Raw genomic sequence first — 11,199 nt, 5'->3', positions numbered from 1 at the left:
GAGGGTACTTTCAACTCGATCGGTTCCATGTGGCGAGAGAGATTCGTCAATTGTTCCGAGGTCATGCAAGATATCGGGTGATTCGAAAGAAATTCGCATCATGGGATGAAGAGGGTGTGTTGCGAGAACTCACAAGTGCCATCGGTACGCTAGAACATGAGGAGAAGGAAAAGCAACTCGAGGCGCTTGTTCGTCGAATCGAGGAGATGCCAGGATGTTTGCGTGACTATCGCATATGGCTGAAGGAAAAAGGGATCGACACGACAAACATGAGAGCGATGGGGAGTGCGGAAGGAACGATGCATGTGTTTGCGAAACGAAGTAAAAACGGTCGAAGTTGGAAAGATGCAGGGATTGAAGCAATGTTGCGAGCGATCGCCGCGATAAAAGATACGTTACTCATTCGGACACGCCGTGGGGTGATGTATGGCGTGGAAGAACGAGAAGAAACGAAACGAGAAACGATCGTGAAAAAGGCAATGAAACGCGTCTCATCTCGAATGAAGGAAGTGATTCGGGACAACATTCCGTATTTCCGTCAGTCTTCAGGAACACCGATTTACGAGGTATTACAAGCATTGAAAGGTTTTTAAAAACACAGATATAGGCACATACCTACAGGATAAGAGAGGATAAAAGCGCTTACATGAAACAAGCCTATAAAACCATATATAACCAATAAAATCGGTCGAGAAAAAAATCTCCCACAAAGTCTTGACTCAAACAGTAGATGTAAAATTATGAACTTTAAAAATAATTTAGCATATAATAAAAATATTGTAAAGCTACTTGAACGATTTCATTTTTATGAAAGGTGTCCTAAGACGACGATCGAGATACTTCCTCGTACGATCTCCCAAAACGAATGCAATATTTATGATTACGTTGTTCTAAGGCGATGCCACGCCATCCGTTTGCAAGTAGTGTTTGTTGTCCAGAGATATCATCCATGCGTACCGAAACATACTCGTGCCATGTTCGGTTTATGTTGTTGCGCGTTTTGACAAAAATATAGCGGAGACGGTGACCATATTTTTGTTTGAGTGCGGCAATTTCCATTCCTTGTGCAAACTTATCTTTTAAACTAGGAATGTTAAATGGAGCGACAGTACAACATATATATTTGTACGGTTTATTTGTTCGTTCAAGTTCATCCATAATGAAAGTAGCTAATATTTGTTGTAAGCCATTTCCTCGTGCTTTTGGATGGACGATGGATATTTCTTGATAAATGACATCTTTCAACTCTTCTTTTGACAGACCGATGTCAAATCCTAAATGTTCCTCATCAATGGGAGGAAAGAGGAGGGCGCGGAACGCGATGAGTTGATTGTTCGTAAACGCGCCAAGCATGAGTCCATTTCCTTGTAAAATGTATGCATATTCTTCTTCAGCTAATGGTTGAAGAATGTCTTTTTGTTCTAGTTGATCGACAACGAGCTGCTGTAGTGACAAAATGTCTGATAAGTGTTCTGTATACAACCGAGAAACGAAAAACGGTTCATTGTTTTGTTTTAAAAATCCTTTCATCGTGCCTTCTCCTTTAACGAATGACATCAGAAAAAGCTGTTAGTTCAAGAAGCGTTTTTTCGTTCACATTGACGCCTAAGCCGGGTTTGTTCGTTAATCGAATGTACGGGAGTTCGTAACGCAAATTGCCGACATCTTTCGTGAACTTTAGTGGTCCGGTTAGTTCTACGCTCGTAATGATTTTTTTCGCAAAAGCGACGTGAAAACCAGCGGCTGAAGCGATTGATGACTCGACCATTGAGCCGATTTGACACTCCATTCCTGCCAGTTCGGCTTGATGAACTAGCTTCACGGCAGGATAAATCCCTCCACACTTCATCAGTTTAATATTTACTTTATCTGCTGCTCGTTTTTGAATAATTTCACGCATATCGCGCATATTTTTCAAACCTTCATCAATCATTAGCGGAATGTTTGTTTTCGTACGAATGTATGACATCGCATCGATGTCATCGGCGCTGACCGGTTGTTCAAGCCAATCGATGCCGAGAGTTTCGAGGGCATGCAAAGCTTTTATCGTTGTTGAGGCATTTTTCCATCCTTGATTCACATCGACACGAATGGAAATATCGTCTCCCACTTGTTCTCGAACCGCTCGGATGCGTGCAATATCCTCATTTATATGTGTACCGACTTTCATTTTTAATGAACGATAACCTTGTTTAACAACCGACATCGCTTCTTCAGCCATTTCGTTCGGATTACCGATACTTAATACATGTGTAATAGGGAAAGCATCGTGAAATCGTCCGCCAATGAGTTGATATATAGGTTGTCCAAGCTTTTTTCCCATCAGATCAAAGCAAGCAATATCGATGGCTGCTTTGGCAGTCGGAGCACCATATATTGCTCCATCCATTCGTTCATGTAAAGCTTCTATATGTAGCGGATTTGTTCCAAGCAGACGAGGAGCTAACGTGTGCTTTAATATGGAAAATGTGCTTTCCCACGTCTCTCCTGTGACATGTTCATCGGCGACTCCTTCACCGTAGCCAACTAGTCCCTCATCTGTTTCGATTTTTACAATAATTGATGGTATGTCGTTGTATGAATGATAACTGACGACAAACGGTATGCGCAGAGGCAAACGAATGGCATATATATGGATAGCTGTGATACGCATCAGTTTTCTCCTTTCTTAAAAAAGGCTGTCTTTCGAACAGACAACCTTATGTATGAATATGGGTGTGGCTTTTTTGTGCTAATCCTTCGGATGACGGCAATTTTTCAATTGAAAAGCCGGTTAGTGCATACAAAATCGAAATGGTTGGAACGATAAAATTTAATACAGCATATGGTGCATAATCAAATGCATGCACACCGAGCGTACCGAGAATAAACACACCACACGTATTCCATGGAAAGAAGACAGATGTTAATGTGCCACCGTCTTCAAGAGCGCGTGATAAGTTTTTTGAATGTAATCCTTGTTCTTTATAAGCGTTTACGTACATGCGTGATGGGATGACGATGGAAATATATTGTTCAGAACATGTTGCATTTGTTGCGATACATGAGAAAACAGTTGAAGTAACGACACCTTTTGCTGTTTTTGCTAGTTTTAAAATTTGATTCACAATTGCTTCTAGCATTCCTGTATGTTCGAGTACACCGCCGAACGTCATTGCTACAATTGTCATTGAAACAGTGTACATCATCGACTCTAGTCCACCACGGTTAAACAAGTCATCGACAACTTTGTTTCCAGTTTCGATGACAAAACCACTTTGTAATGCTTGCACCGCACTAGCAACAGAGCTGCCTTGAATAAAGATTTGCGCTAAAAAGCCGAGAACGATACCCACGATTAATGCCGGAATGGCAGGTACCTTTTTAGCGACAAGCACGATGACAAGAAGGGGAATAAGCAATAAAAACGGTGAAATAACGAAATTCTCTTGTAATACAGCTAATGTTTGTTCAATTTCTTCCGTTTTTACTTGTTTGTTTCCAAAGTCTCTCCCTAAAAATGCGTATACACCTAGGGCGATCAATAAGCCTGGGATAGTTGTATAAAGCATGTGGCGAATATGTACAAATAAATCTGTATTTGTTAGTCCGGAAGCTAAGTTTGTTGTATCAGAAAGCGGAGACATTTTATCCCCAAAATAAGAGCCAGAAATAATAGCCCCAGCAACCATCGGTGCAGGAATGCCCATGCTCATGCCGATTCCCATTCCAGCAACACCGATCGTTCCCATCGTCGACCATGAACTTCCGATTGCTAACGACACGACGGCGCAAATGATTGTGATGGATACTAAAAATAAAGATGGTGTTAATAGTTTTAACCCGTAATAAATCATTGTAGCAACAATGCCGCCACCAATCCACGCACCGATCGTTAAGCCGACGAGCATAATGATGACAACAGCCGGCAAAGCTAAGCGAATACCTTTATATATCGATTCTTCGATTTCACGCCATGTAAAGCCAAGTCGCCAGGCAATGAGTGCCGCTACAGTCGTTCCAACGATGAGCGGAATGTGTGGACTTTGTTCAAGGACAACAATTGTCAGCGCCATAACGACAATCGTGACGAGAACAGGAATCATTGCAACAGAAAACGATATTTGCCTTTTCATCCTCCCAACCCCTTTTTTATATCTCTGAATTATCTTAAAATATAAGCTATTATGAATAATAAAGATTCCATCCACGCGCGTCAATCTATTTTTGTAAAAAAATTAAAGAGTTATATAAAAATAGAAAGGGGAAAGGATTATGAACAACGAGCAATTACAAGAATGCTTATTTGAGTTTTTCGATTATTTGCATACACATCCTGAAATAAGTTGGAATGAATATGAGACAACAAAGTATATTAAACAATTTTTAGAGAACGAAGGTGTTCGCTATCGACTATTTGACGATTGCCCAGGGATTGTTGCTGAAATGGGAAGTGGAAAACCGGTGGTTATGGTGCGGGCAGATATGGATGCTTTATGGCAAGAGGTAGATGGAGAATTTCGTGCGAACCATTCGTGTGGGCATGATGCACATATGGCGATTGTGATGGGATTAATTTTACGTTTCAAAACATTGCAGTGGGAGCAAGGAACGATTCGCTTTCTTTTCCAGCCAGCTGAAGAAAAAGGAAATGGTGCATTAAAAATGATTGAAAAAGGAGTAATTGATGATGTTGATTATTTATTCGGTGTTCATCTTCGTCCAGTAGAAGAATTATCGTTAAAACAAGCGTCTCCATCGATTCGTCATGGAGCGGCACAGTTTTTCGTTGGACATATTTATGGGAATGATTGTCATGGGGCGCGACCACATCAAGGAGTAAATGCAATTGATGTCATTTCGCTTATTAATTTTCAATTAAAAACGATGTATTTCTCTCCACAACAGTCATATTCGATAAAAATGACAAAGTGTATAGCGGGTGGAGAACATTTAAATATTATTCCAGGTAGCGCTCAGTTTGCTTTAGATGTACGGGCAGAAACGAATGAGCTTATACAACAAATGAGACAAAAAGTAGAACAAATTATTCAATATGCTGAAACGATGGGGGTGCGTATTTCGTATAAATGGGTAGATTTTGTTCCAGCGGCAGAAGTATCCGTTGAAGCAGAACAATGTATTCGAAAAGGAATTATTGCAGTTTTAGGTAAGGAGGGATGTATGCCACCTTTACACACACCGGGGAGTGAAGATTTCCATTTTTACACGATTCAACGACCGCACGTAAAAGCGGCGATGCTAGGACTTGGGGCGGACTTAAAACCAGGATTACATCATCCGCACATGACGTTTGATCGCTCGTGCATGCTTGATGGTGTTCGTATTTTAGAAGTGGCGGTAATGGAGGCATTGAAGGAGAGGAGATAAGAAAAAATGGAAAAAGCACTTTCCAAACGAGCCGTGTTGATGTGGCGAATGTATGAAGTCATTCGCTTAATCATTTTTCTTCTCTTATACGTGATTGTTCATTTTTTCGTTCCCGTGTGGGTTGTTTTGGGGCTCGTTTGCTTATGGATTGCTGATGCAATTTTGTTTGTTTTTTTCGTTCCGCGCTGGAAATGGGAGCGGTGGCGATATATGATTCGTGATCGAGAAATTGAACTCGAGCACGGGGTATGGATTCGAAAGCGTACGCTTATTCCAATTCCTCGCATTCAACATGTTGATGTAAAGCAAGGTCCGTTAGCACGAAGGAAAAAACTTGCTTCACTTTACATTTATACAGCGGCAACTGTGCACGAAATTCCATTTCTTGATGAGCAAGAAGCAGAGAAGTTGCGTTACTACATTTCCTCTTTAGTGAAGGAAGATGAAAATGATGCATGAAAAGAAACGGTTGCATCCGATTGCGATTGTTATTTATATAGTTAAGCTGTTGAAGCAAGGACCGTTTTTGGCGCTTGCTTTGCTTCTAGCAATAAAAAAGAAAACAGGTGATCCTTTCGTTGATTGGCTGCCTTTGTTTTTATTTCTTTTTTACGCTATGTTCGCTGGGTATATGTCGTGGCAGCGATTTACATATCGTTTACAAGAAAATGACATGTATATTGAACAAGGGATATTTGTAAAAAAGAAACGGTATATTCCATTTGAACGTATTCAAGGTATTTCATATTCGTCAGGGGTGTTGCAGCGGCTTGTAGGTGTTGTACAAGTACATATTGAAACAGCTGGCAGGCAAATAGATGAACCAGAAGTAATACTTTCAGCGGTTTCCATAGAAGAAGCAAAGCAAATAGAGCGAGCGGTGCATCACCAAAAACGAGAAAATATATGTATAGAAATAGAAGATAAGACGGCTACCATATTTACACTTCGATTTCGTGACGCATTGTTTTTATCGACCACAAGTGGTGGTGCTTTTGGAGTCATTGCAGCGATTGGCGCATTTCTTTCCGATTTTAATGATTTCATTCCGTTTGAACGGCTAAATATATTTTTTCGCGCTGACGATACAGCTTCTACACTTGTCTTGTTGTTTATCGTTCTTATGATTGCATACGTATTGTCTGTGATCGGTCATCTTTTTCGCTATATGAATTTTACTGTTGTCAAACAAAACAAAACGATAACGATAACAACAGGATTGCTGCAAAAAAAGAGCATTTCTACATCGATTGAGCGCGTTCAAGCCATTGCAGTGAAGGAAAGTCCGATTCGGCACTTGTTCGGTTATGTTTCTGTTCACCTTATTCATGCCGGAGGGGCACTTGATGATGGAAGACATGGAAGTCTCGTGTTGTTTCCGCTTGTTCGTCAAAATGAAGTCGCGTCTCTCGTTGAGACGTGCTTTCCTGAATATCGTTTGCACGATTCGTTCCGATTGTTATGTACACGTGTCCGTTGGCGCTATATGTTGAGGTCGCTCTATACGGTTATGCTCATTCCGATCATCACAATCGTATTTTTTCAGCGATTTGAAACGCTCCTTCTCCTTTTGCCCGCAGTATATGTCGGCTATCGAAGTTATAAACGAGCGGGAGTAACGATTAAGAGTGAGCAGCTAGCATTGAGAAGTGGATGGCTGACGATAAAAACGGTATATATGTTAAAACATCGTATTCAGTCGTTAACGATCTCACAAACTCGTATGCAACAACGGCTCGGATTATGTACAGTACGTGCGACTGTCATGCCAGGCATACGCACAAAAGTCGTTGATGTGGGCGAACATGAGGCACAAACAATATACGAATGGTTTTTGAGAAAGAAGGAATAAGTTTGGCACTTCACCACAAGTTGTACTCATTAAATAAAGACGATTGTGATAGAAACTAAACACTTTGTTTTACTTTTATACTACATTGCTTTATTTGCTATGTTGCTATCAAGTTTAAATTTAAAAAGTACATCTTTCGGTAATGAACCTATTTTTTTGGCTCTTCACCACAAAGTGTACTTGACAAATAAAGACGATCATGATTAAGAAAATTAAAACATCTTTTTCCTTTTAATACCATACGTTTCTTTGAGCAACATTGTTATCATGTTTGTCTTTAAAATTCAAGTACATCTTTTGGTGATGAACCTATTTTTTATTATAATTCCAGTATGAGTAAAGTATTTGTGGGAGAAAAGAAATTAGGTTCCTGATTTATACAAATAAGGAACCTGTAACATATGTAGGTAAAATAGATGAAAAATGGGATCTCCTACTGTAAGGTAATAAGTGTGAAAAAGAAACAACCAAAGAAAGGAGTGGAGCCCATGCGGTTTTTTTGTTGACATAAATTTTTATAATATGTATAATTTTTGACAAGAATGAATATTTTAATAAAAACTTGCTCGTATATCCTCAGAAATATGGTCTGAGAGTCTCTACTCGGCAACCTTAAATTGCTGGACTACGAGTGAAAGTGAATCTAAGTCCATTTTATTCAGTAATTAAGAAAAATGAAGGGGTATGGACGGGATTCATATACCTTGTACATATAGTATCAAAGACATCAACCCAAGAGGATAGGTTTTCACTCGTGAAACATTAATAGAAACCTATCCTCTTGGGTTTTTACTATTTATTCAGAAAACTATTTTTGTAGAGTGGGAGAGGTTAATGTATAAAAAATATGACAAAAGCAGATTTTCACCAGAACAAGAAAAGATTTCACTTTCAGAGTTTAGATGCGATTACCAACGAATACTAAGATCACCATACTTTCGTATTTTACATACTAAAACACAACTTATTCCATTTCCTCATAACCATAATTTACGGAATAGATTGATTCATTCTTTGGAAGTCAACGAAATCGAAGAAATAATTACTGAAAGAGTAAACAATCATTTGTTAAAAATGATTTATCAACTATTGATTTAAATCTTATTCATGCGGCAACCTTTGCGCATGATATAGGACATCCTCCTTTTGGGCATAGTGCCGAAAGAAGTCTTGATAATATAATGAAATGCTTTGGGGGATTTGAATCCAATGCTCAAACAATAAGAATTGTAACTGAAGAATCTTATAATGGAAACAATTATCGAATCCCAAAATGTAGAACAATTTAGTGTTTACAGTGATGATTATTTGCATAATCGTTACAACTACTACAAGAGATTAAGAGATAATGCTCCAGTTTATTGGAATGAAGAAATGCGTTCGTGGTTTATAACAAGATATGATGACATCACAAAATATTTGCAGGGAGACACCTTTATCACTAGCCCGCTAATTTGGCACAAAAAGAAAAATCTCCCTGAAGGCGAGAGATCATCGACATTATATCCACATGGATGATCTATAACGACCGTCCAATCCATACATGTTTAAGAAAATACATGAACCGTGCCTTTTGGAAAGAAGAGATTGAGGCTATCACTCCTGAAATCAAGAAAATTGTAACATCAGTTTTAGATCAAGTGGTTGAAAAACATTCGAACGAGTTTGACTTCGTTTCTGAAGTTGCTCATCCAATTCCAGCGTTGGTACTTTGTAAAATGCTTGGTATTCCAGGTGAAGAGGTTGAACGTTTTATCCGTTGGTCAGATGACATTGCTCAATTTATGCAAAACTTTGTTGTTTCCCACGTCCCTGACAAAGATATCAGCGATCAAACCAAAAAAAGTATGAAAGAAATGTACATGTTTCTTTCAGAAGCAATTGCTGAAAGACGCATCAAAAAGCGCAACGATTTGTTAAGCCGTTTAATCTCAGATAATTCGGGTGAGGAAGGAGAATTATGTGACGATGAACTTATCGCACAAACCATTCATCTAATTTTTGGTGGACATAAAATTCCGCAGTTCATGTTAAGAAGTATCTATTGTTCAAACATCCAAAAGTATTTGATGAACTCAAAAAAGATCTGTCTCTAATTCCTAAGGTCTTGGATGAGGCTATGCGACTTGAAGGATCAATTCAATACATAACAAGACACGCTGCCCAAGATATTACTATTCATAACCAACTTATTCGTGAAGGAGATTCGGTCTATTTCTTCCTCGGTTCCGCTGGTCGTGATGAACGCGTTTTTGAAAATCCAGAAAAATTTGATATCAATCGGACAGGTAAACAGCATATTGGTTTTGGTGGTGGTTATCATGCATGCATTGCTGCAGCATTTGCTCGCGTAGAAATCGCCGAAATTTTAAAAGAAGTTATTCAACGTTTTTCTCACATTACACCTTTTTTATATAATCTTGAAAGACCTGAATGGACGCCCAACCCTGCCTTTCATGGTATTGTTACAATGCCGATCAAATACTAACTTCCTATACTGAGGGCGACACACCCTCTATATTTAATTATAAGGATAAGGAGTTTGTCATATCATGTTAAAACACTGTAATTATTCTGATGTTGCTGTCATCCTAATACATGAAATCTATGGGATTAACGATCATATGAAACACGTAGCTCAAATGATTGCCACTAAAGGGTATGACGTATACTGCCCCAATTTATTAAATCGAGATCATTTTCATTATGATGATGAGGCAGATGCTTACCAATATTTCAAAAATGAAATTGGATTTGGAAAAGCGAAAAAACAAGTTTTAAATTTAGTAGATTCCTTAAAGTCTCGATACAAAACCATTGTGTTTTGGGGGTATAGCGTCGGTGCAACCGTAGCTTGGTTATGTTGCGAACATTATGGCGTAGGAGATGCGGCCATAGGTTACTATGGATCACGGATTAGAGACTATCTCAATTTATTCCCAAAACTACCCGTACTATTACTGTTTTCTGAGCACGAAAAGTCATTTAATGTTAACTGGCTCGTCGAGCAATTATCCTGTAAATCAGGGATAAAAGTCGAGTTGTTTAAAGGACAGCACGGGTTCGCTAATCCCTTCTCCAATAACTATCATCCGGATTCAGAAAGAAAGGCTTTTGAAATGTCCCTACAACTTATTGAAACCATTCAGAAAACGAAAAAAATGTATTGACATAAGGGGAAGTATTATGAAACAAACATGGTTATCCACAAACTTTTTTGTATTTTTCTTCACCTGGGGGATTTTCTTACCGCATTGGACCGTTTGGCTGATTACAAAAGGGTTAACTGCTCAACAATCAGGGGTCGTGAGATGGGAGAGAAGCTCACAGATGTGCGATCGGTTCTTGTCGAGGATCGAGCGTACTTCAAAATCGAACGCATTGATCGGTTTGTGGAACAGAAGTAACCATTTGTGATTCGGATGAAAGACAATGTCGAGATTCATCAGAAAAAGAGCCTAAAGCGACTTTGTTCCTCCTCTTCTTCCGTTGTGGCGGATTTTACTTGCCAGTTAGGAACAAAACCATGTCGTTCCCAAAAGCGCCATCGCGCCGTGATCTTTTAGGATGCGAACGGGCATGAAATCCGTGTCGTCACGAACGTTTTGGAAGCATCGGTAGAAAAGATTGCCGAAATGTATCAAGCGCGTTGGACGGTGGAAGTGTTTTTCCGTTGGATCAAGCAATACCTAAATGTTCCGACCTTATTTGGCACGAACGAGCACGCGGTATACAACCAGCTTTTTACGGCAACTTATGTGTTACTAAGATGGCTATATCACCGAACGGAAAAACGGACAACCTCTTCCCTTCCTTTTCTTTCGTTTGTCCGTCGTTTTTTCTCTGGACAACTTTCTCTCGAATGGAAATCCGAGATGGCAGCTGTCTTATTTGAGTATGCTCAAATTTACAGGAGAAGTATTCCTAATTTTGGATAATCAACAGCCGTGGCATGAAAAAGAAATATTTCAAGTGTC

General features: G+C 39.3%; 12 protein-coding genes, 1 pseudogene and 1 riboswitch. Of the genes and pseudogenes, 10 read left to right on the top strand and 3 right to left on the bottom strand.

Annotation, left to right across the window (positions count from 1 at the left end; all coding sequences use genetic code 11):
* A partial coding sequence (locus tag EKC99_RS10845; protein WP_205597784.1) for a UPF0236 family transposase-like protein occupies window positions 1–593 on the top strand: 593 nt, incomplete at its 5' end.
* Window positions 594–819: 226 nt separating this feature from the next.
* Here the strand turns inward: EKC99_RS10845 and EKC99_RS10840 are convergent.
* The 3 genes from EKC99_RS10840 to nhaC are packed head-to-tail and all read right to left on the bottom strand — an operon-like array spanning window position 820 to window position 4,115.
* The gene (locus EKC99_RS10840) at window positions 820–1,530 is read right to left on the bottom strand and encodes a GNAT family N-acetyltransferase (protein WP_163151842.1); all 711 of its coding nucleotides are present in this window, start codon (window positions 1,528–1,530) and stop codon (window positions 820–822) included.
* Between the two features lie 13 nt (window positions 1,531–1,543).
* Window positions 1,544–2,653: a mandelate racemase/muconate lactonizing enzyme family protein gene (locus EKC99_RS10835; RefSeq protein ID WP_163151840.1), complete on the bottom strand. Its 1,110-nt coding sequence runs from the start codon at window positions 2,651–2,653 to the stop codon at window positions 1,544–1,546.
* Window positions 2,654–2,699: 46 nt separating this feature from the next.
* Window positions 2,700–4,115: a Na+/H+ antiporter NhaC gene (gene nhaC / locus EKC99_RS10830; RefSeq protein ID WP_163151838.1), complete on the bottom strand. Its 1,416-nt coding sequence runs from the start codon at window positions 4,113–4,115 to the stop codon at window positions 2,700–2,702.
* A 139-nt stretch (window positions 4,116–4,254) separates the two neighbouring features.
* Between nhaC and EKC99_RS10825 the strand changes: the two genes are divergently transcribed.
* The 9 genes and pseudogenes from EKC99_RS10825 to EKC99_RS10790 all read left to right on the top strand — a co-directional run.
* A complete protein-coding gene (locus EKC99_RS10825; RefSeq protein ID WP_163151836.1) occupies window positions 4,255–5,370 on the top strand; it encodes a M20 peptidase aminoacylase family protein in 1,116 nt (371 codons plus the stop codon).
* A gap of 6 nt (window positions 5,371–5,376) precedes the next feature.
* Window positions 5,377–5,829, top strand: coding sequence for a PH domain-containing protein (locus EKC99_RS10820; protein WP_163151834.1), 453 nt, complete (start codon window positions 5,377–5,379; stop codon window positions 5,827–5,829).
* Window positions 5,819–7,222, top strand: coding sequence for a PH domain-containing protein (locus EKC99_RS10815; protein WP_163151832.1), 1,404 nt, complete (start codon window positions 5,819–5,821; stop codon window positions 7,220–7,222). The genes EKC99_RS10820 and EKC99_RS10815 overlap by 11 nt, the downstream gene beginning before the upstream one ends.
* Before the next feature lie 546 nt (window positions 7,223–7,768).
* A riboswitch (purine riboswitch) is annotated at window positions 7,769–7,870 on the top strand.
* Window positions 7,871–8,310: 440 nt separating this feature from the next.
* Window positions 8,311–8,511: an HD domain-containing protein gene (locus tag EKC99_RS16055; RefSeq protein ID WP_163151848.1), complete on the top strand. Its 201-nt coding sequence runs from the start codon at window positions 8,311–8,313 to the stop codon at window positions 8,509–8,511.
* Window positions 8,471–8,740, top strand: coding sequence for a hypothetical protein (locus EKC99_RS10805; RefSeq protein WP_163151830.1), 270 nt, complete (start codon window positions 8,471–8,473; stop codon window positions 8,738–8,740). The genes EKC99_RS16055 and EKC99_RS10805 overlap by 41 nt, the downstream gene beginning before the upstream one ends.
* A 41-nt stretch (window positions 8,741–8,781) precedes the next feature.
* A complete protein-coding gene (locus tag EKC99_RS16000; protein WP_256368743.1) occupies window positions 8,782–9,318 on the top strand; it encodes a cytochrome P450 in 537 nt (178 codons plus the stop codon).
* Window positions 9,267–9,710 carry a cytochrome P450 gene (locus EKC99_RS15995; protein WP_256368742.1) on the top strand — a complete coding sequence of 148 codons (444 nt, stop codon included), beginning with the start codon at window positions 9,267–9,269 and terminating at the stop codon, window positions 9,708–9,710. The genes EKC99_RS16000 and EKC99_RS15995 overlap by 52 nt, the downstream gene beginning before the upstream one ends.
* 64 nt (window positions 9,711–9,774) lie before the next feature.
* A complete protein-coding gene (locus EKC99_RS10795) occupies window positions 9,775–10,392 on the top strand; it encodes a dienelactone hydrolase family protein (RefSeq protein WP_163151828.1) in 618 nt (205 codons plus the stop codon).
* 141 nt (window positions 10,393–10,533) lie between these two features.
* Window positions 10,534–11,160 (top strand): annotated as a pseudogene (locus tag EKC99_RS10790) (transposase); the annotation flags it as partial.
* Between the last annotated feature and the right edge of the window lie 39 nt (window positions 11,161–11,199).

Source organism: Anoxybacillus sp. MB8 (assembly GCF_011006755.1).
In the GTDB taxonomy this organism is placed as follows: domain Bacteria; phylum Bacillota; class Bacilli; order Bacillales; family Anoxybacillaceae; genus Anoxybacillus; species Anoxybacillus gonensis.
This window is presented reverse-complemented; position numbering and strand designations above follow the sequence as displayed.

Bases quoted from the DNA above. Each gene is read 5' to 3' on its own strand.
- EKC99_RS10825 (WP_163151836.1), top strand. From the start codon at position 4,255: ATGAACAACGAGCAATTACAAGAATGCTTATTTGAGTTTTTCGATTAT.
- EKC99_RS10815 (WP_163151832.1), top strand. From the start codon at position 5,819: ATGATGCATGAAAAGAAACGGTTGCATCCGATTGCGATTGTTATTTAT.
- EKC99_RS10820 (WP_163151834.1), top strand. From the start codon at position 5,377: ATGGAAAAAGCACTTTCCAAACGAGCCGTGTTGATGTGGCGAATGTAT.
- EKC99_RS16000 (WP_256368743.1), top strand. From the start codon at position 8,782: ATGAACCGTGCCTTTTGGAAAGAAGAGATTGAGGCTATCACTCCTGAA.
- EKC99_RS10835 (WP_163151840.1), bottom strand. From the start codon at position 2,653: ATGCGTATCACAGCTATCCATATATATGCCATTCGTTTGCCTCTGCGC.
- EKC99_RS10840 (WP_163151842.1), bottom strand. From the start codon at position 1,530: ATGAAAGGATTTTTAAAACAAAACAATGAACCGTTTTTCGTTTCTCGG.
- EKC99_RS10805 (WP_163151830.1), top strand. From the start codon at position 8,471: ATGGAAACAATTATCGAATCCCAAAATGTAGAACAATTTAGTGTTTAC.
- nhaC (WP_163151838.1), bottom strand. From the start codon at position 4,115: ATGAAAAGGCAAATATCGTTTTCTGTTGCAATGATTCCTGTTCTCGTC.
- EKC99_RS10795 (WP_163151828.1), top strand. From the start codon at position 9,775: ATGTTAAAACACTGTAATTATTCTGATGTTGCTGTCATCCTAATACAT.